At 72.4% G+C, this 19,138-nt stretch carries 19 protein-coding genes; 6 read left to right on the forward strand and 13 right to left on the reverse strand.

The window, feature by feature from the left end; genetic code table 11:
* Positions 1-114 precede the first annotated feature (114 nt).
* Positions 115-2,235, forward strand: coding sequence for a bifunctional diguanylate cyclase/phosphodiesterase (locus tag ASF44_RS24155; RefSeq protein WP_056901817.1), 2,121 nt, complete (start codon positions 115-117; stop codon positions 2,233-2,235).
* Positions 2,236-2,248: 13 nt separating this feature from the next.
* Here the strand turns inward: ASF44_RS24155 and ASF44_RS24160 are convergent, their stop codons facing one another.
* Positions 2,249-2,449, reverse strand: a complete 201-nt coding sequence (locus ASF44_RS24160) for an Lrp/AsnC ligand binding domain-containing protein (RefSeq protein ID WP_235579333.1) — start codon at positions 2,447-2,449, stop codon at positions 2,249-2,251.
* An 8-nt stretch (positions 2,450-2,457) separates the two neighbouring features.
* Between ASF44_RS24160 and ASF44_RS24165 the strand changes: the two genes are divergently transcribed.
* The gene (locus ASF44_RS24165; RefSeq protein ID WP_056901818.1) at positions 2,458-3,381 is read left to right on the forward strand and encodes a DMT family transporter; all 924 of its coding nucleotides are present in this window, start codon (positions 2,458-2,460) and stop codon (positions 3,379-3,381) included.
* Positions 3,382-3,412: 31 nt separating this feature from the next.
* Here the strand turns inward: ASF44_RS24165 and ASF44_RS24170 are convergent, their stop codons facing one another.
* Genes ASF44_RS24170 through ASF44_RS24190 form a run of 5 tightly spaced genes read right to left on the reverse strand, consistent with a single transcriptional unit; the run spans position 3,413 to position 8,450 of the window.
* Entirely contained in the window at positions 3,413-4,081 is a 669-nt protein-coding gene (locus ASF44_RS24170) for a hypothetical protein (RefSeq protein ID WP_056901819.1), read from the reverse strand.
* 50 nt (positions 4,082-4,131) lie between these two features.
* Positions 4,132-4,944 (reverse strand): IclR family transcriptional regulator, encoded by an 813-nt coding sequence (locus tag ASF44_RS24175; RefSeq protein ID WP_056901820.1) that lies wholly within the window; start codon positions 4,942-4,944, stop codon positions 4,132-4,134.
* 1 nt (position 4,945) lies between these two features.
* Positions 4,946-6,163, reverse strand: coding sequence for a CaiB/BaiF CoA-transferase family protein (locus ASF44_RS24180; RefSeq protein WP_056902032.1), 1,218 nt, complete (start codon positions 6,161-6,163; stop codon positions 4,946-4,948).
* Positions 6,164-6,171: 8 nt separating this feature from the next.
* Positions 6,172-7,368 (reverse strand): acyl-CoA dehydrogenase family protein, encoded by a 1,197-nt coding sequence (locus ASF44_RS24185; RefSeq protein ID WP_056901821.1) that lies wholly within the window; start codon positions 7,366-7,368, stop codon positions 6,172-6,174.
* Positions 7,369-7,370: 2 nt separating this feature from the next.
* Positions 7,371-8,450, reverse strand: coding sequence for an acyl-CoA dehydrogenase family protein (locus ASF44_RS24190; RefSeq protein WP_056901822.1), 1,080 nt, complete (start codon positions 8,448-8,450; stop codon positions 7,371-7,373).
* 103 nt (positions 8,451-8,553) lie between these two features.
* Here ASF44_RS24190 and ASF44_RS24195 point away from each other — a divergent pair, with 103 nt between their 5' ends.
* Together ASF44_RS24195 and ASF44_RS24200 are read left to right on the forward strand one after the other, a co-directional pair.
* Positions 8,554-9,510 carry a tripartite tricarboxylate transporter substrate binding protein gene (locus tag ASF44_RS24195; RefSeq protein WP_056901823.1) on the forward strand — a complete coding sequence of 319 codons (957 nt, stop codon included), beginning with the start codon at positions 8,554-8,556 and terminating at the stop codon, positions 9,508-9,510.
* A 14-nt stretch (positions 9,511-9,524) separates the two neighbouring features.
* Positions 9,525-10,496, forward strand: coding sequence for a tripartite tricarboxylate transporter substrate binding protein (locus tag ASF44_RS24200; RefSeq protein ID WP_056901824.1), 972 nt, complete (start codon positions 9,525-9,527; stop codon positions 10,494-10,496).
* Here ASF44_RS24200 and ASF44_RS24205 read toward each other — a convergent pair.
* Positions 10,456-11,394, reverse strand: coding sequence for a LysR family transcriptional regulator (locus ASF44_RS24205; RefSeq protein ID WP_056901825.1), 939 nt, complete (start codon positions 11,392-11,394; stop codon positions 10,456-10,458). The genes ASF44_RS24200 and ASF44_RS24205 overlap by 41 nt on opposite strands.
* A 107-nt stretch (positions 11,395-11,501) precedes the next feature.
* Between ASF44_RS24205 and ASF44_RS24210 the strand changes: the two genes are divergently transcribed.
* On the forward strand, positions 11,502-12,272 hold the full coding sequence (locus ASF44_RS24210) for a sulfite exporter TauE/SafE family protein (protein WP_156374659.1): 771 nt from the start codon (positions 11,502-11,504) through the stop codon (positions 12,270-12,272).
* Positions 12,273-12,324: 52 nt separating this feature from the next.
* Here ASF44_RS24210 and mnmH read toward each other — a convergent pair whose 3' ends face one another.
* Complete coding sequence (gene mnmH, locus ASF44_RS24215; protein WP_056901827.1) at positions 12,325-13,443, reverse strand: tRNA 2-selenouridine(34) synthase MnmH; 1,119 nt, start codon at positions 13,441-13,443, stop codon at positions 12,325-12,327.
* A gap of 188 nt (positions 13,444-13,631) precedes the next feature.
* Here mnmH and selD point away from each other — a divergent pair, with 188 nt between their 5' ends.
* Entirely contained in the window at positions 13,632-14,696 is a 1,065-nt protein-coding gene (gene selD / locus ASF44_RS24220) for a selenide, water dikinase SelD (protein WP_056901828.1), read from the forward strand.
* Positions 14,697-14,706: 10 nt separating this feature from the next.
* Here selD and ASF44_RS24225 read toward each other — a convergent pair whose 3' ends face one another.
* The 5 genes from ASF44_RS24225 to ASF44_RS24245 all read right to left on the reverse strand — a co-directional run bounded on the left by ASF44_RS24225 (position 14,707) and on the right by ASF44_RS24245 (position 19,114).
* Positions 14,707-15,213, reverse strand: a complete 507-nt coding sequence (locus tag ASF44_RS24225) for a GAF domain-containing protein (RefSeq protein ID WP_056901829.1) — start codon at positions 15,211-15,213, stop codon at positions 14,707-14,709.
* Positions 15,214-15,379: 166 nt separating this feature from the next.
* Positions 15,380-16,111 carry a DUF502 domain-containing protein gene (locus ASF44_RS24230; RefSeq protein WP_056901830.1) on the reverse strand — a complete coding sequence of 244 codons (732 nt, stop codon included), beginning with the start codon at positions 16,109-16,111 and terminating at the stop codon, positions 15,380-15,382.
* Complete coding sequence (locus ASF44_RS24235) at positions 16,060-17,748, reverse strand: hypothetical protein (RefSeq protein WP_056901831.1); 1,689 nt, start codon at positions 17,746-17,748, stop codon at positions 16,060-16,062. The genes ASF44_RS24230 and ASF44_RS24235 overlap by 52 nt, the downstream gene beginning before the upstream one ends.
* Positions 17,745-18,341 carry a YceI family protein gene (locus ASF44_RS24240; RefSeq protein ID WP_056901832.1) on the reverse strand — a complete coding sequence of 199 codons (597 nt, stop codon included), beginning with the start codon at positions 18,339-18,341 and terminating at the stop codon, positions 17,745-17,747. Before ASF44_RS24240 ends, ASF44_RS24235 begins: the two co-directional genes overlap by 4 nt.
* Positions 18,338-19,114, reverse strand: a complete 777-nt coding sequence (locus ASF44_RS24245; protein WP_082525014.1) for a CDP-alcohol phosphatidyltransferase family protein — start codon at positions 19,112-19,114, stop codon at positions 18,338-18,340. Before ASF44_RS24245 ends, ASF44_RS24240 begins: the two co-directional genes overlap by 4 nt.
* Positions 19,115-19,138: the final 24 nt, after the last annotated feature.

The raw sequence follows: 19,138 nt of genomic DNA on the forward strand, positions 1-19,138 counted from the left end.
AACGCCATGCTTGCTCAACAATTGCGTGCCGGCCTGGCGGGAGAATTTGGCACTTCGCCGCACAGCGCCCGCCTCCCGGGTGCGGTCCACGCGGCCCACCGGAGTTCCCGCGCCATGCCCGCATCCTTCGCCGAGGTCAGCTACAACCACTGGGTCGTGGCGCTGTCGTTCCTGATCGCCAGCTATGCCTCCTTCGTCGCGCTGGACCTGGCGCAGCGCGTGCGCGCGACCGACCGCACCATCGCCCGGGCCTGGTGGGTCGGCGGTTCGCTCGCCATGGGCACGGGCATCTGGTCCATGCACTTCGTCGGCATGCTGGCCGCCACGCTGCCGTTCGAGGTGGGCTACGGCTATGCCATCACCGCGCTGTCGTGGGTGGCGGCGGTGGTCGTGTCGGGCGTGGCGCTGCACACGGCCAGCCTGGCCCGGCTGAACCTGGTGCGGCTGTGCCGCGGTGCGCTGGCCATGGGCGCCGGCATCTGCGCCATGCACTACCTGGGCATGGCCTCGCTGGAGCTGACGCCGGGCATCCAGTGGGATGGGCTGCTGGTGCTGGCGTCGGCCGCCATCGCCGTGGTGGCGTCCGCCGCGGCGCTGGTCATCTTCTTCGCGCTGCGCGGTTACCGCGGCGTGGCCGCGCGCAACCGGCAGGTGCTGGCCGCGCTGGTGATGGGCGCGGCGATCAGCGGCATGCACTACACCGGCATGGCCGCCGCGGAGTTCTCCACCGGCAGCGTGTGCCTGACCGCCAACCAGCTGCGCGGCGACAGCCTGGGCGTGCTGGTCACCGTGGCCGCCACCCTGCTGCTGAGCATGGCCATGTCCACCTCGCTGCTGGACGCCCGCATGCAGGGCAAGACCGAGAAGCTGGCGGTGTCCCTGAAGGCCGCCAACGCCGAGCTGCAGCAGATCGCCTTCCGCGACGCGTTGACCGGCCTGCCCAACCGCCTGCTGTTCGACGACCGCGTCACGTCCGCGGTGGAGCGCTGCCGGCGCGACAGCACCAGCCTGGCGCTGCTGTTCATCGACCTGGACGGCTTCAAGCCCGTCAACGACTCCTTCGGCCACCGCGTCGGCGACGCGGTGCTGCAGGAGGTCGGGCGCCGCCTGGCGATCGGGCTGCGCGCCTCCGACACGGTGGCGCGTGTGGGGGGCGACGAGTTCGTGCTGCTGCTGGAGGGCTGCTGCGATTCGGCGGCCATCGCCCAGACGGCCCAGCGGCTGATCGACGTGGTCAGCATGCCGATGGAGCAGGGCGGGCACGAGGTGCGGCTGTCGTGCTCGATCGGCATCGCGCTGTTCCCCTCCGACGGCCCGGACGCCGAACTCATGGCGCATGCCGACGCGGCGATGTACGCGGCCAAGCGTGCCGGTGGCGCGTCCTACGCCTTCTTCGAGGCGCACATGAACGCCGGCGTGCGCGAGCAGATCGCGCTGCAGCGCGACCTGCGGCTGGCCATCGAGCGCGGCGAACTGGCGCTGCACTACCAGCCCAAGGTCAGCGCGGGCCGCGCGGTCATCACCGGCGTGGAGGCGCTGGTGCGCTGGCACCACCCGGCGCGCGGCCTGCTGGGCCCGGCGCTGTTCATCCCGGTGGCAGAGCGTTTCGGCCTCATCTCCGCGGTCGGCAACTGGGTCGTCGAGGAGGCCTGCCGCCAGGTCGCGGCCTGGCAGCAGCAGGGCCTGCGCCTGCGCGTGGCGATCAACCTGTCGGTGCACCAGCTGCGCCAGGAGGATTTCGTGCGGCGCGTGGCGGCCATCATCGCGCGCGCCGGCATCGACCCCGCGCTGCTGACCTTCGAGATCACCGAGTCGGTCGCGATGGACGATGCCGAGGGCACGCTCAAGGCCTTCGAGGCGCTGAGCGGCATCGGCGTGCAGCTGTCGATCGACGACTTCGGCACGGGCTATTCCAGCCTGTCCTACCTGCGCCAGCTGCAGGTGGGCGAGCTCAAGATCGACCGCTCCTTCGTGCAGGACCTGGAGTCCAGCGCCGACGCGCGGGCCATCGTGGAGGCCGTGATCCGGCTGGCCCATGCGCTGGGCCTCAAGGTGGTGGCCGAAGGGGTGGAAACCGCCGCCCAGCGGGACGTGCTGACGCACCTGCAGTGCGACGACCTGCAGGGCTACCTGTTCGCCAAGCCGATGACGGCCGAGCGCGTGGCCGAGTGGGCTGAGGACAACCGCCGGCCGAACCAGTTGCCGTTCGCGCTGTCGACCTACCGGCCGGCTTGAGCTTGCCGGCGCGTCAACCCGCGCGCACGGGCACCTGCAGGCCGAGCTTGAGGCAACCCAGCGCCACGGAGGTGCGAAAGCGCCGCACGTTCTCGTCGCCGCGCAGCAGGCGGTCGGCCAGCGCGTCGTAGTCGGCCATCGAGGCCACGGTGACGACCAGCAGGTAGTCCGCCTCGCCCGTCCGAGCCAAAACGAGCCGCTCGGCGCAATACATTCTCTCCAATGTCGTCCCAACGCAGCCTTGCCGGCACCTCCCTCTGGTTTCCCTTCCTGGCCATCCTGGGCGCCGTCGGCTTCCTGGGCATCGGCACCTCCTGGGCCAAGATCGCCCTGTTCCCGCTGGTCGGCGCACAGGGCACGACGGCCGTGCGCGTGGGCCTGTCGGCCGTGGTGCTGCTGCTGTTGTGGCGGCCCTGGCGGCGCCTGCCCGGCCGCGCCGACCTGCGCGTGATCGCCTGCTACGGCGCGGCGCTGGGCATCATGAACCTGGCGTTCTACATGTCGCTGCGCACCTTGCCCTTCGGCGTGGCCGTGGCCATCGAGTTCTCGGGCCCGCTGGCGGTGGCGCTGTACGGCTCGCGCCGGCCGGTCGACTTCGTCTGGGTGCTGCTGGCCGTGGCCGGCCTCGCATTGCTGCTGCCGCTGGGGCACGGCGTCGCCACGCTCGACCCGGTGGGCGTGGGCTTCGCGCTGCTGGCGGCCGTGTGCTGGGCCACCTACATCGTCTTCGGCAAGCGCGTGGGCCATGTGCCGGCGGGCCTGTCGGTGTCCATGGGCCTGGCCGTGGCCGCGCTGGTGGTGCTGCCGGTGGGCGTGGCGCATGCGGGTGCGGCGCTGCTCTCGTTGCCGGTGCTGGGCATCGGCCTGTGCGTGGCCATCCTGTCCAGCGCGGTGCCGATCTCGCTGGAGATGCTGGCGCTGCAGCGGCTGCCGAAGCAGGCCTTCGGCATCATGATCAGCATGGAGCCGGCCGTGGCCGCCCTGGTGGCGCTGGGCCTGCTGGGCGAGCGGCTCAGCGTGGGGCAGTGGGCGGCGATCGGGCTGATCATGGCGGCCTCGATGGGCAGTGCCGCCACGGCGCGTGGCACGGCGGTGCCGCGGCAGGCCAGGCAGGCGGCCGATGCTGCGGCGATGGCGCCGCGCTGACTGCCGCAGCTTGTGGTTTGCTCTGGCCGAACTAGATACTCTGCGGAAAATTAAGCAGCAAAAACAGGCCGCCGCTCACTGACGCGTATCCCAGGACGAACCACAGTCGGGCGCGGCGCCGCCACTGCCACGGCGTCAACAGACTCAACAGGCACAGCGCCCACGCAACAGGCAGGAGCAGCGGAAGGGGCAGCATGAACAAGAGCAGGAGCGACCAGAACCGCAGGCCAAATTCATGGTCGTGCCAGCGCGTCAGAACGGGCACAAGATGAGACTTCTCCAGCTCCGCCTGGAAATCTTCGGCATCTGAAAACGCGATGGCCTGGTCGCCACGGACGATGTAGTAGCTCTTTTCATCGGCCGGCTGACGTTCGCTTGTCGCCGTCGCGGGATCGTATTGCGCGACCAGGGCACCGCGGTAAAGATAGAACGAGGTGAATGCCAAACCATCCAGCGTCACCACGCGATGGTCCCCGCCATCGTGCGACAGTTCGTACCCTCCAGGCACCACCTCTTTCCAGGCGGACAAGCCGCCTGCCCATGCACTGAAGGTGCAGCACAGAAGCACGAACGTGAACCACTGCTTGCGTATCGGCCAAAACATGAATGCGATGGGATGAATGGAACTCTCGAGCCGGGCCAGCTTCACGGCCTCGGCGCGCACCGGGTCCTGCGGCACCGGCACATCGACCAGGCCCATGGCCAGCGCCGCGTCGTCGCCGATGCGCCGGCCCGGTGGGGTGGTGCGGCTCAGGCATGGTGGTTCGGGTCGACCAGCAGCGCGCGCAGCTGCGGCACGACCTCGTCGACCGTGCGTTCGAGCTGGGTGATCAGGCCGCCCACGCCCACGGCGAAGCTGGCACCGGCCGAACCGGCCGGCGCCGCGACCGCGACGATGCCGATGCCCTCGGTCACCACGCCCCTGGAGAAGGCGTAGCCCTGGCGCCGCGTCTCCTCGACGCGCGCCATCACGAAGTCCGCATCGATGGTCTGCCCGCCGGGCTGCAGCCGCAGGTTGCTGCGGTGCACTGCGCGCGCCATGTGCTCGTCGCTGCCGGCGGCCAGCAGGGCCCAGCCCATGCCCGACATGCACAGCAGCCGGCGCGTGCCGGGCTGCACGTTGAACTGCACGGCACGCGTGCCCAGGATCACGTGCACGTACTGCGCGTAGATGTCGTTCTCCACGCCCAGGATGGCGGTGAAGCCGGTCTTGCGCGCGATCTCGGCCAGCGAATCCAGCACGCGGCCGCCCTGGAACATGGTGTCCATGACCCAGTCGCCGATCGAGGCCAGCCGCGGTGTCGCCAGGTAGGCGCGCAGCGCGGAGTCGTAGCGCAGGTAGCCCAGCGTGGCGATGCTCTTGAGCAGCACCTGGGCGCTGGACAGCGGGTAGGCCAGCTTCTCGGAGATCTCGCGCACCGTCACCGGCCGGCGCACCTCGCGCAGGTACTCCAGGACCTCGAACACGCGTCCCGCCGTCTTGATGACCGATTGCTCCATGCCTGCCCCGTTGTTGTCCACCGTCGGCATCTCGACACGGTCGTCCAGCCAAACGGCGGCCATGCTACTGCAGCCCGGGGCCGGGCCCGGGCCCGGCCAGCGCGGCGATGGCCTCGGGCGCCAGGCCCGCCTCGCGCAGCACCTCGGCCGTGTGCTGGCCGATGGTCGGCGCCTGGCGGTACACGCGCGTGGGCGTGGCGGCGAAGCGCGTGGTCGGGCGCAGCTGGCGGACCGGGCCCTCGGTGGGGTGCTCGGCGTCCTCGAACAGGCCGACGGCCTGCAGCTGCGGGTGCGCGGGCAGCTCGTCCAGCGTGTAGATCGGCGTGGCCGGGATGTCCAGGCGCTCGCACAGGGCCATCCAGTCGGCCGTGCTGCGCAGGGGCGTCAGCGCGCGCAGCTGCGCGTACAGCGCGCGCACCTGGGCATTGCGCGCGTGCCGGTCGCGGATGCCGTATTTCTCCGCCAGGTCGGGCCGGTCCACCTCCAGGAAGAAGGCGGCCCAGTGGCGCTCGGTGTAGGGCAGCATGCTGATCCAGCCGTCGCGCGTGGGCGCGGGCTGGCGCCCGCCCTCCAGCAGGCGCGGATAGCCGGCCTTGACGTGCGATCCGCGGAAGGTCAGCCCGCCCATGTGCTCGGCCAACACGAAGGCGGCCATGGTCTCCAGCATGGGCACCTCCACGTACTGGCCCTGGCCGCTGCGGCTCTTGTGCAACAGCGCGGCCATGACGGCGTTGGCCACCACCAGGCCGGTGGTCTTGTCCGCGATCAGGCTGGCGGTGTAGGCCGGTGTGTCGCCACCGCCCGCGCCCAGGCTGGCCAGGCCGCAGCCGGCCTGGATGATGTCGTCGAAGGCCGGCTTGTCGCGGTGCGGCCCGTCCTGGCCGAAGCCCACGGCCGCGCAGTAGACGATGCCGGGGTTCAGCGCCGCCACGGCCGCGTAGCCCAGGCCCAGCCGCTCGATGGCGGCCACGCGCATGTTGTGCACCAGCACGTCGACGGTGGGCACCAGGGCCTGCAGCGCCGCCAGGCCCTGGGGCGTCTTGAGGTCCAGCGCGATGGAGCGCTTGTTGCGGTTCACGGCCAGGAAGATCGAACCCATGCCCGGGTGCTGCGAGATGCCGTTGGCACGCATCATGTCGCCCTCCGGCGGCTCGACCTTGATCACGTCGGCACCGTAGTCGGCCAGCGTCAGCGTGGCCAGCGGGCCGAGCACCACGGCCGTGAGGTCGAGCACGCGGATGCCCTGCAGCGGGCCGGTGGGGGTGGTGGGATCGGTGGTCATCTTGGAGATCAATTCGGGAGCCCGACGAGGTGGCGGCTCATCACCACGCGCTGGATCTGGCCCGTGCCTTCGACGATGTCCAGCGCCTTGACGTCGCGGAACAGCTTTTCGACCAGGTGCTCGCCGGCGCCGCCGGCCAGGCCCAGCACCTCCATCGCGAAGGCAGTGGCGTCGAATGCGGCCGGCGGCGCCATGGCCTTGGCGGCCGAGGCCTCCAGCATGTTGGGCTGGCGCTGGTCGGCCAGCCAGGCGGCCTTGAGCGCCAGCAGCAGCGCGCCCTTGAGCTTGCGGCGGTGGCGTTCCAGCCGGTCGCGCAGGCGCTGGTCGGACCACAGGCCTTGCGCCTGCATCGCCTGCGCGGCTTCGTCGAGCGCCGCGCGGCCGATGCCCACCGCCATGCCCGCGATCGCCGGCCGGCCGGCGTTGAAGGTGTTCATCGCGCCCTTGAAGCCGCCGGAGCGCTGCCTGTAGTAGTCCTCGCCGCCGAGCAGGTTGGCATGCGGCACGCGGCAGCCGCTCAGGAAGAACGAGGTGGACTCGTAGGCCTTCAGTCCCATCTTCTTCTCGGTGCGGAAATCCGCGAGCCCGGGCGTGCCGCGTTCGACCACGAAGGCGCGGTGGCCGGCGCGGCCCAGCGCCGGATCGACGGTGGCGAACACCACGATCCATTCGGCCCGGCCGGCGTTGCCCGAGAACGACTTGGCGCCGTCGATGACCCAGCCGTCGCCATCGCGGCGCGCACGCGTCTTGATGTTGGCCACGTCCGAGCCGCCCGAGGGCTCGGTCATCGCGAAGGCGCCCCAGATCGGCTTGGCGGGATCGACGAAGGGCGCGAGGAAGCGCTGCTGCTGTTCGGGCGTGCCCATCGACAGGATGGCCGGCTCGCCCAGGCCGGGGCCGGGCAGCGCCACGCCGATGCCGCGGTCCCAGTAGGCGCCTTCCTCGGCCAGCAGCACCTGGGTGACGGCGGACTCGGCCTTGTTCGGCGCCGTGGCCGCACTGCCGGTGCCGTCTGCCCCGCCCGGGGGGCGCCAGCGCGTGCGGCCGAAGCCCTCGGCCAGCATGCGGGTGAAGAACGGGTCGTCGGCCGGCAGCGGTGCGCCGGCGCGGTCGGCGCGCCAGCCAGCGGGCCGCATCTGCTCGCGGCCGAGCTGGCGCAATCGCGCGATCCTGGCGGCCTGGTCGGTGGTGATGGCGAAGTCCATGTTCAGTGCTCCAGGGCTGCGGTCTTGAGGAATGGCGGCAGGGCGCCTTCAGCCACGGCGTCGTCGCGTGCCGCGTCGGCGCCGCCCAGCAGAAGGCCCAGCGCGCGCAGCTCGCGCAGGTGCTTTTCCACCGGCACGTCGCGCATGAAGCCGGCGCCGCCCAGGATCTGCACCGCGTTGGCGCCGATGAACAGCGCGGATTCGGCGGCCTCGACGAAGGCCGTGGCGGCGGCGGCCGTGTCCTGCGCATCGGCGTCGAGACGCCAGGCGGCCTCGTACGCCACCTGGCGCGCGGCATCGACGGCGATGTGCATGTCGGCGATCAGGAAGGCCAGCGCCTGGTGGTGTGCGATGGGCCGGCCGAAGGCCACGCGCTCCAGCGCGTAGTGGCGCGCGTACTCGGCCGCCGCATGCATCTGGCCGACCAGCAATGCCGCCACGTGCAGGCGCGCATGGGCCAGTGCGCGCGCGGCGGCGGTGCGGTCGGTCCAGTGCGCACGCACGGGCGCGGCCTGCAGGCGGACCGCGCTGGCGCCCGCGCCGCGCAGCCCGCTGCCGGCGACCGCGGTGAGCGCCAGTCCCTCGTCGACCAGCACCAGGCCGTCGCGCGTGAGCACGGCCAGCAGGTCGATGCGGGCGCTGGGCACCCAGGCCAGCTCGCCGCTCAGGGTGTTGCCGTGGCGTTGCAGCGCGCCGCGCGCGTCGAACACCAGGCAGGCGCGCGCGTCCGGCGTGGCGGACAGGCGCTGCGCATGCGCATCCAGCAGCTGCGGGCCGCCGAACGCCAGCAGCGCGTGCGCCACGCTGCCCATGGGCTGCAGCGCCAGCGCCGCGGCCGGGCAGCCGGTAGCCAGCGCCTCCAGCATGCGCACCCGTGCCAGCGCCCCCATGGCGGCCCCGCCGCACGAGTCGGGCCAGTCGATGCGCTCGAAACCGATGGCGGCGGCCTCGCGCTGCAGCTGCGGCGGCACACCAAGCGCCGATTCGAAGGCGCGTTGCTGCGGTGCCAGCCGCTCCTGCGCGAAGCGCCGGGCGGTCTCCAGCACCAGCTCCAGTGCCTCATCCGTCGCGAAATCCAGCATTTGCCCGTCTCCTCAGTCCATAAAAACATGAATGTGTTTTTATTAAACCATGGATGTATTATTGACACGCGAATTCCAGCCAAAAGGAGACAACGTGAAGCCAATGAGAAGACAGGTCTGCGCCGCCGCCCTGCTGGGCTGGGCGGCCGGCCTGGCCGCCGCGCAGCCCGCGCCGTACCCGAACCGGCCGATCAGGATCGTGGTGCCGTTCACCGCGGGCAGCGGTTCGGACAATTCCTCGCGCTACTTCGGCGACCAGATCGCCACGCTGCTCAGCCAGCCGGTGGTGGTGGAGAACAAGCCCGGGGCCAACGGCATCATTGCGCTGCAGGCCGTCAAGAACGCGCCGGCCGATGGCTACACGGTGCTGCTGGCCAGCAATTCACCCATGGCGGTGAACCCGCTGGTGGTCAAGGACCTGGGCTACGACTCGGTGAAGGACTACAAGCCGGTGTCCGGCCTCACGCGCGGCATGAACGTGATCGTGGTGTCCAACGACGCGCAGTTCGCCGACATCGACGCGCTGCTGGCCGCGGGCCGCCAGCGCGCGCTCAACGTGGGCACCTATTCGGCCGGCTACGAGCTGGCTGCGTCGTGGCTGTCCAGCGTCTCGGGCGCCCGGTTCACCAACGTGCCCTACAAGGGCCAGGCGCCGATCATGACGGACGTGATCGGCAACCAGCTGGACTTCGCGCTGGTCGACCTGGGCGGCGCGATGCCGCTGATCAAGGGCGGCAAGGTGCGCGCGCTGGCCGTGACCGGCGAGGCGCGCAACGCCGACCTGCCCGATGTGCCCACGGTGCGCGAGCGCGGCTTCGACGAGTACGTGCAGTACAGCTGGGTCTCGTTCTACGTGCGCACGCAGACGCCCGACGACGTGACGGCGCGGCTCGCCAGCGCGCTGCAGACGGCGCTGGGCGCGCCCGGCGCGCGCGACTTCGTGCGCAGGAGCGGCGCCGAACTCATGGCCTACGGACCCGAGCGGATGCGCGCCTTCCACCTGTCGGAGATCGAGCGATTCCGCAAGATCGCCGAGGCGGCCGGCGTGCGGCCCCAATGAGGAAGGACGACGCCATGGTGTTCACACGCCGACGCATGGCCCAGGCCGTGGCACTGGGTGCGGGCCTGGCCGCGCTGCAGCTGCGCGCCGCCGGCTTTCCCGACAAGCCGATCCGCATGATCCTGCCGTTCTCGGCCGGCGGCGGCACGGACGAAAGCTCGCGCTCTTACGCCGACGAGATGCACAAGCTGCTGGGCGTGCCCATCGTGGTGGAGAACAAGCCCGGCGCCAGCGGCCTGGTGGCCATCAACGCCTTGCTGGCTGCGCCGGCCGACGGCTACACCATGCTGGTGGCGACCAATTCGCTCGCGGCCGTGAACCCGGTCATGCGCAAGGACCTGCCTTACGACGCGTTCAAGGACCTGCAGCCCATCCACGGCCTGGTCAACAGCGCGCCGGTGGTCTCGGCGCCGCTGTCCTCGGGCGCGGTGCCGCTCAAGGAGATGCTGCTGCGCGCGAAGAGGGAGGGCAGGGCGCTGTCCATCGGCAACTACTCCGAGGGCTACCAGCTGCTGGCCGCCTGGATCGGCACGCTGGAGCAGGTGCCGGTGGTGCACGTGCCCTACAAGGGCCCGTCGCCGATGCTGGTGGACCTGGTCGGCGGCCGGCTCGATTTCGCCATCAGCGACCCGACCAGCGCGATGGAACTGGTGCGCACCGCCAAGCTGCGCGGCGTGGCCACCGGCGGCGCCGAGCGCGAGCGCCAGATGCCCGACATGCCGACCATGGCCGAGCTGGGCTACCCGGAGTTCGAGACCTACGTGTGGTCGTCGCTGTTCGTGCGCGCCGGCACGCCGGTGGACATCGCGAGGAAACTGGCCGACGCCGTCGGCGCGGCCTTGGTGGCGCCCGCCGTCGTGGCGCGCAACGCCAGCCGGCCCGGCACGCCGATGATGATGGCGCTGGGTGCGCTGGGAGATTTCCAGCGGCGCGAGTACGAGCGCTTCAGGCGCGTGGCCGACGCGGCCGGGATGGCGCCGCGCTGACCGCGCCGGGGGCGCAACTGCCCAGCAGGTGCTGCACGAACAGCTGCGCCGCCGGGCCCAGCGCGTGGCCCTCGCGCAGGCACAGCACCAGCTGGCGCGCCGCCCAGGGCTCGGCCAGCGCCACGCGCTGCACGCCGGCCTGGCGCGCGCAGCGCAGCGCCACGGTGCGCGGCACGATGCCCACGCCGATGCCGGCGCCCACCAGGCGGCAGACCGACTCGAAGCTGCGCAGCCGCACCCGGTAGGCCAGGCGCCTGCCGATGCGCCGGGCGTGCTGCGCCAGGTGCGCGTGGAAGGCGCTGTGCTCGGCCAGGCCGACCAGCGGTGCATCGGCCACCTCGGCCAGCGTGACGCCGGCGCGGCCGGCCCAGGCGTGGCCGCGCGGCACCACGAGCACCAGCGGATCTGCCCACAGCGCGTGCACCTGCAGCCCGGCCAGGTCGGCCGCGTCCGAGGCCAGGCCGACATCGCACAGGTCGTTGCGCAGCGCGTCGGCGATGTCCTCGCTGGGCCGCTCCTCCAGGTCGACCGAGATGCCGGGGTGCTCCGACAGGAAGGCGGCCAGCACGCGCGGCAGGTGCTCGGCCATGGCCGAGGTGTTGCACAGCAGGCGCACCTGGCCCTGCAGGCCGGCGCCGTAGTGGCCCAGGTCGGCCTGCAGGCGCTCGACCTGCAGCAGCACCTGGCGCGCGTGCTGCAGCAGGCTGCGCCCGGCAGGCGTGGGCTGCACGCCGCGCGGCTGGCGCTGCAGCAGCGGCACGCCCAGCGAATCCTCCATCGCGCGGATGCGCTCGCTGGCCGAGGCCAGCGTCATGTGGCTGGCCTGGGCGCCACCGGTGATGGTGCCGGCCTGGTGGATGTGGGTGAACAGGCGCAGGTCGGTGAGGTCGAAGCGCATGGCGGCACGCTACCACGCCGGTGGCGCCGCGGTTCAGGCATGGCCTGAGCCCGGCTGCGCGCATGCCGGCTGGTCGCCGCAGGCCGGTGCTGCGCAGAATCGGCGCCATGGCCCTGTCGCAAAGCCTCGCCCAATCGCCCTTCGTGCTGCCCGCGCTGGTGGCCGGTGTGTTCCTGCTGGCCGGCCTGGTGAAGGGCGTGGTCGGCATGGGGCTGCCGACCGTGGCGCTGGGACTGCTGGCGCTGTGGATGGCGCCGGCCGAGGCCGCCGCACTGCTGATCGTGCCCTCGCTCGCCACCAACCTGTGGCAGATGCAGCCCTGGGGCCGCCTGCTGCCCATGCTGCGGCGCCTGTGGCCCATGCAGCTGGGCGTGGTGGCCGGCACGGTGGGCGGGGCCTGGTGCTTCGGCGCGCTGGCCGGGGCCTGGGCGCCGGTGGCGCTGGGACTGGCGCTGGTGGCCTATGCGCTGTGGAGCCTGGCGGGCCTGCGGCTGGCGGTGGCGCCCGGGGCGGAGCCGGTGCTGGGCCCGCTGGTCGGCGGCATCACCGGCCTGGTGACCGCCGCCACGGGCGTGTTCGTGCTGCCGGCCGTGCCCTACCTGCAGGCGCTGCGCTGGAGCAGCGACGAACTGATCCAGGCCATGGGCATCTCGTTCACGGTGTCCACGCTGGCGCTGGCCATCGGCCTGCGCCTGGGCGACGGGAGCGCGGAGATGGCCTGGGGCCTGTCGCTGGGCATGCTGGTGCCGGCGCTGGCGGGCATGGCGCTCGGGGCCGGGCTGCGGCGGCGGCTGTCGCCGGCGGTGTTCCGGCGCTGTTTCCTGGCCGGGCTGCTGGTGCTGGGCGCGCACATGGTGCTGCGCGAGCTGCTGCGCTAGCGGCGGCAGGACGCCTTCTGCGCGCCCGGTGTGGGGCGCTGCCGGAGCGCGTTCAGCCCGCGCCGTGGCCGCGCGGCGCATCGGCACCGGCATCGGCCCGTGCGGCAGGCGGCCGGCTGCCGGCGTGCAGGTCCAGCGCGGCAACGCGCTGCGCCAACGCCTCGATGCCTTGGGGCGAGAGGTCATCGGCCTCGACGACCCGGCGCTGCCCCCAGGCACGGAAGTACGAGCGGTTGGAGCGCGCGTACCAGGGGTCGTAGTGCCGCGTCACCAGCTCGTCGAACAGCTGCGGCAGCTGGCGCGCCAGGGCCATGGCCTGCCAGGCGGACGTGGTCTCGTTGCCGTGCAGCGGCTTGAGTGGATCGAGCCGGTCCGCCAGCCACTGCGGCCGCTCGCCCAGGTAGGCATAGTCGCGCAGCAGGAATTCGACGCGCGCCGCGGTCGACGCGTTCAGCTCGATGCAGGGGCTGTCGCGCATGCGCTCGACCAGGGCGAGCGGCACGGTCAGGCGGCCGATGCGGCGGCCCTCGCCCTCGACGTACAGCGGGCGTCGGGGGTCCAGCCCTTCCAGGACGGTGGCGATGGCGGTCTCGAAGGCCGTCTGCGAGGGTTGCGGCTGGTCGGGCAGTGCGCCCAGCAGCGAGCCCTTGTGCCGGGCCAGGCCTTCCAGGTCCAGTGTCTGCTGCCCCTGCGCGGCCAGCGCGTGCAGCAGCCGGGTCTTGGCGGTGCCGGTGGCGCCGCACACCACCACCAGCGCCAGGTGCGGCGCCTGCTGCGCGATGGTGTCGATGACGTGGCGCCGCCATCCCTTGTAGCCGCCGGCCAGTTGCTGTGCGTCCCAGCCCACCAGGCGCAGCCAGGAGGTCATGGAACCGCTGCGCAGCCCGCCGCGCCAGCAGTAGACGAGCGGCTTCCAGTGCGCGGGGCGGTCGGCGAGCGGGCCCTGCAGGTGGCGCGCCAGGTTGGCGGCCACCATGGCACCGCCGACGCGCCGGGCCTCGAAGGCGCCGACCTGCTTGTACAAGGTGCCCACGATCCGGCGTTCCTCGTTGTCGAGCACGGGATAGTTCACCGCGCCGGGGATGTGGTCGATGGCGAACTCGGCCGGGGTGCGCGCATCGATCAGCGTGTCGAAGCCGTGCCTGTCCTGCACGCGGGTGGGCGCCTTCATGCGGGCACCTTGCGGCTGGCCGTTGCACCAGCGCCGCGCGGCTGCGGTGCCTGCGGACCCGTCGATGGAGGGTTCTCGGTCATGGTGCGCATTGTCGGTGCGCCATGCACGGCGGCGCGCGGGCCTCTGGGAAAATCGGGGCGTTGCCGATGCCGCCCTGCCGACGCCCCGCACCCTGGACACACGCCATGAACGCACCCGACCAGACCGCAGAACCCCGCCTGACCTCGCTGTCCCACGGAGGCGGCTGCGGCTGCAAGATCGCGCCGGGCATGCTGTCGGAGATCCTCAAGGGAACCTCCTCGATGCCGATCCCGAAGGAGCTGCTGGTCGGCATCGAGACCGCCGACGACGCCGCGGTCTACCAGCTCAACGGCGAGCAGGCCCTGGTCGCCACGACCGATTTCTTCATGCCCATCGTCGACGACCCGCACCACTTCGGGCGCATCGCTGCCACCAACGCGATCAGCGACGTGTATGCCATGGGGGGGCGGCCGATCATGGCCCTGGCACTGGTGGCCATGCCGATCGCCGTGCTGTCCACGCAGACGATCGGCCGCATCCTCGAAGGCGGTGTATCGGTCTGCCGCGACATCGGCATCCCGGTCGCGGGTGGCCACACCATCGACTCGGTCGAGGCGATCTACGGGCTGGTGGCGCTGGGGCTGGTGCATCCGCGCCACGTCAAGCGCAACGCCGATGCCCGGCCCGGCGATGTGCTGGTGCTGGGCAAGCCGGTTGGCGTCGGCGTGATGTCCGCCGCGCTCAAGAAAGGGCTGCTGGGCGAGGCCAGCTATGCGCAGATGATCGCGACGACCACGCAGCTGAACACGCCCGGCCCCGACCTGGCGGCGCTGCCCGGCGTCCATGCGCTGACGGACGTGACCGGTTTCGGCCTGGGCGGGCATGCGCTGGAGATGGCCCGTGGCGCGGGCTGCGATGTCCGGCTGGACTGGGCGGCCGTGCCGTTGATGGCCGGCGTCCGCGCGCTGGCGTCGCAGGGCTTCGTCACGGGGGCCTCGGGCCGCAACTGGGCGGGATACGGCGGCGACGTGGCCTTGCCCGCGTCCTTCGCCGCCGAGGACCAGGCGTTGCTGACCGATCCGCAGACCAGCGGCGGCCTGCTCGTGTCGTGCGCGCCCTCCGCGCTGGACGAGGTCATGGCCGTCTTTCGCCGCCACGGTTTCGACCAGGCCGCGGTCGTCGGCAGCATCGGCCAGGCGAGTGAAGCCCCGCGCCTGGTGGTGGGCTGATCCCGGCTTCTCAGCCCTTGCCCGGTGCCAGCCGGGCCGCCAGCAGGCTCGCCGTGTACCGCAGACGGCTGATGTCCGCGTCCGCCTGCACGCCGCGGCTGAAGCAGCACAGCGTGCCGTAGACCGTGCCGTCCGCCAGGCAGACGGGCGTGCTCAGGTGGGTGCCGATCGGCATGCCCGGATCGGGCGCCAGCCCCGACGCGACGAAGGGCGCTGCGTCGTCCATGCACTCGGGCAGGCGGCCTTCGACCACGCGCTGGCACCAGCTCTCCTCGATGGGATCCGACATGCCGACCTGGATCGGGCTGAACTCCGGCGCGCAATCGACGGCCTTGAAGGTCCGGCGTCCGCCGGCGATCTGCGAGACGAAGGCCACGTCCATGCCCAGGCGCTGGCGCAGCAGTCGCAGCACCTCCGACACGGCGGCCGGCAGTTCGGGGTCGGCGACGTCGCTGGTGGCGACCAGCAACTCGGAGATCGTGACGTCGAAGGCGTCGGGGCTGTAGTCCAGGTGCATGGAGCGGGGTGTCCTCCAGCGCCGCCCAACTTGCGAAAGGCACATGGCGCAGCTGTGGTGGTGGAGCGCGGCGCCACGTCGCCGCGCCGGCCGCCAAGATTGCACAGTCTAGCCAGTCGGTACAAGCCCCTGCGGTCACAGGGTGTGGCGGGCGCCCTGCGCCGGATCAGGCGGGCTTCACGGGCGCGGTGCCTGGCGGGTTGGCCGCCGGCCGCGCACCCATGTACTGGTTGGTCGTGAGGCCCATCGAGACGTAGATGCTGGTCAGGCCCTCGATGCCGATGTCGGCCCGGCTCACCCAGTCCTCGGGCACATACAGCAGGCCGCCGCCGACGGGCACCGGCGCGGTGGGGACCAGCACGCCGAGGTAGCGCCGGCCGCCGTCCATGACCACGGGCTCGGGCGTGCACAGCAAGGCCAGCACGGCCACCTTCTGCGCGTCGCTGCCCGCGGCGCCCTCGGCCGGCCGGCCGCCGAAATGCAGCCACACCGGGCTCATCGAGCCCAGGCCCTCGCCGCCCCGGCGCGAGAACAGGTCGACCATGCGCTTGACCAGGTCGTAGATGTTGCGCACCAGCGGGATGCGCGTCACGAGCCGGTCGACGATGCGCTGCAGGCCACGCTGCAGGCCGGCCTGCACCAGCAGCCCGAGCGCGTAGATGGCCACGCACAGCAGCAGCAGGCCCAGCACGTAGCCGATGGACTCCGAGCGCGTGACGGAAAAGCCGATCGCCACCAGCACCGAGCCGAACAGGCTGGACGGGCCGAACCAGGCCGCCAGCAGCTGCCAGAACCAGCCCAGCAGCGTGAGCGTGGCGGCCAGGGGCAGGATGGCCAGCAGCCCGGTCAGGAAGGGGCGGGCGAGGTGTTTGGACTGGGCCTGCAGGCGGGCGAGCATGGTGTGGTGGCGGGGAGGGTGGGGGCGGGCGATGGTAAGGCCAGTGCCGTGCCGGCGAACGCGCGCAGCAGCACGGGCGTGAGCTCGTGCATGCCGCCCAGCGCCGGGCCGCGCGGCGCCAGGCCTTCGACGAAGCCCGCGTCCAGCAGGTGCTGGCGCAGTGCGCGGTCGTGCCCCATCACGTGCACGGGCACGTCCCAGGGCGCCTGGGCGCCGCTGACGCCGGCGAAGGCCTGGTGGTCGCCGAGCACGATGGTCACCAGGCCCGGTGGTGCCAGCCGCTGCAGGTAGTCGCCCAGCCAGGCCCAGGTGCCGGCGATGGACTGCACGTAGGCCGGCACCGGCGCGCGCAGGGACACCGGCTCGTCGAGCGCCTGCGCGCGTTCCTGGACGGTGTAGGGCTGCGGGCCGGCCAGCCGCTGCCAGTCGGCGACGAAGGGCGCCAGTGGCCGGAACGGGGCGTGGCTGTCGAGCGTGGGGAACACCACGAAGCGCGGTGCGCGCGGCGCCGGGCTGGCGAACTCCTGCGCATGCAGCTGCGCCATGGCGGCCTGGTCGGGCAGGCGGGCGTTGCCAAAGGGCATGCCGGCGCGGCCGATGTCGCGCGCGTCGGCGATGCGGTCGAAGCCGAAGAAGCGGCCCTCGGGCCAGTCGCGCTGCAGGCCCGGCATCCAGCCCACCGTGCGCCAGCCGTGGGCACCGAAGTGCTGCACCAGCGTGCGGCGCTGGCTGCTCAGCAGCAGTTCGTAGTCCAGCGGGTCGCGCGTGTCCACGCCGGCCAGCAATGCGCCGTGGGCCAGCCACGAGCCGCCCGCGAAGGTGGGCGAGCGCACGCGCGCCGACACGGCCCAGCGGCCGCTGCCATCGAGGGCCCGGGCCAGCGCGGCGCGCGGGGCGGCGAGCGCGGCATCCTGCGCGGGCAGGTCCAGCGTGCTGACGCCATAGGACTCGGAGAACAGCAGCAGCACGTCGGCGCCGTGCAGGCCGTCGAGGCCGGTGTCGAAGGCCGGGCTGGCCGTCAGCCGGTCGGCCGCGGCATCGCGTGGCAGCAGCAGCGCCGTCAGCGCCAGCTGGCGTGCCAGCACGGGCGTGACGGTGCCGGCGAACCAGCGGTGCCGGTCCAGGCCCTGCACACCGTGCGCGCTGAACAGCGCCAGCAGCAGGGCGCTGGCGCCCAGCGCCGCGTGGCGCAGCGGCCCCACCGCGAGCGCCTGGCCCAGTGCGCGCCAACCGGCCAGCGCCAGGCGGTACAGCAGCGCGCAGGCCAGCACGAGCAGGCAGGCGCCGGCTGCCACCTGCCAGCGCGCGACGCCCTGGTCCGCCAGCACCTGGCCCAGGTGGCGGCCGTCCCAGTAGATGTGCAGCGTGCGGCCGTACAGCGCGGCCGAGGTGACCTCGGCCAGGCGCACCACCACGAGCACGGTGGATGCGGCGGCCAGGGCATGCGCCAGGCGGGCCGGCAGGCGGCCGTGCCAACCGGTCCAGGCCGCGGCCAGCAGCACCGCCATGCACAGCTCGGGTGCGATGCGCGCGGCCAGCTGCGGCCAGGGTGTGGGCCCGGGATTGACCAGCGTCAGCAGCGCATTGAGCAGCAGCAAGGGCACGGTCAGCCGCAGCAGCGGCAGGCCCCAGCTCACTTGCGGATGGCCTCGAACTCGATGAGCAGCTGCACCTCGTCGCCGACCCAGCCATTGGCCACGCCGTAGTCCATGCCGAAGGCACTGCGCTTGACGCTGCCGCGCGCCGACACGCCCATGGTGTGCAGCTTGGTGATCGGCGAGGGCGCGCTCTTGTTCCACGTGGCGGTCAGCGTGAGCGGCTGCCTGCGGCCCAGCAGCTCCAGCTCGCCGACGATCTCGTACTGGCGTTCGGCCACGCGCTTGCCGCCGGCAGCGGTGAAGACCATGCGCGGGAAGCTGGAGGCATTGAGGAAATCGGAGCCGCGCACATGCCGGTCGCGGCCGTTGTGCTGCGTGGTCGCGCTGTCGGTCTCGACCTCGATGCGCACTGCGCCCAACTGGCCGCTGGCCTCGTCGAAGCTGTAGCTGCCGCTGGCCTTGCGGAACTGGCCCAGCACCTTGGCGTAGCCGATGTGCTCGACCAGGAAGGCCAATGTCAGGTGGTCGGGGTCGATCTCGTAGCGCGCGCCCTGCGCGAAGGCGGGCAGCGCGGCGGCGCAGAGCAGGCCGGTGCACAGCAGGCGGCGCAGGCGGGCGGGAGCGGATTTCATGGGTGGACTCCGGTGGCGTGCCGGCGCGCGAGCCAGGCGATGTCGACGGCGAAGGACCAGGCCAGCAGCGCCAGGCTGGCCGCGGCCAGCGCGCCGGACGCCAGCGGCGGCACGATGGGTCCCAGGCACACGATGAGCGCCACGATCTGCACCACGCAGACCGTCTTGCGGCGCCAGCTCGGGGGCAAGGGCGCGTCCAGCCAGGGCCAGGCGCGCGCGGCCAGCACGAAGGCATAGCGCATGCCGCCTGCGGCCAGCACCCAGGCGCCGGCCTTGCCGAACTGCAGCACCAAGGCGCAGAGCACGAGGATCAGCAGCGCGTCGGTCTCCATGTCGAAGCGCGCACCGAAGGCGCTGGCCTGGCCCCGGGCGCGCGCCAGCGGGCCGTCCACGGCGTCGAGGACGGCCGTCAGCGTGGCCAGCAGCACGGCCGCCCAGGCCAGGCCGGGCTGGCTGGCCAGCGGCTCGCCCAGTGCCGCGGCCAGCAGGGCGGCCAGCGCCAGCCGCGCCAGCGTGATCGCGTTGGCCGCGCCGAAGCGCCGGTGTGGCGCATGCGCATGCAGGCCCTGCCAGACGCAGGCCGCGCCCAGCCCGAACAGCGCCAGTGCCTTGGGGGCGTACCACGCACCGAAGCCGGCCAGCAAGCACGCGGCCACGGCCGCCGCCAACAGCGCCAGCGTGGCGCCGGCCAGGGCGAGCGCCGTGTCGCGCCGCAGCGCCGCGCGATCGCGCGGTGCATCGCGTGGTGCAGCAAGGGCATGGGCCGTGGTCATGGAGTGCCTCGATAAGATGCGGGC

The organism is Pseudorhodoferax sp. Leaf274, assembly GCF_001422445.1.
Lineage (GTDB): Bacteria > Pseudomonadota > Gammaproteobacteria > Burkholderiales > Burkholderiaceae_C > Pseudorhodoferax.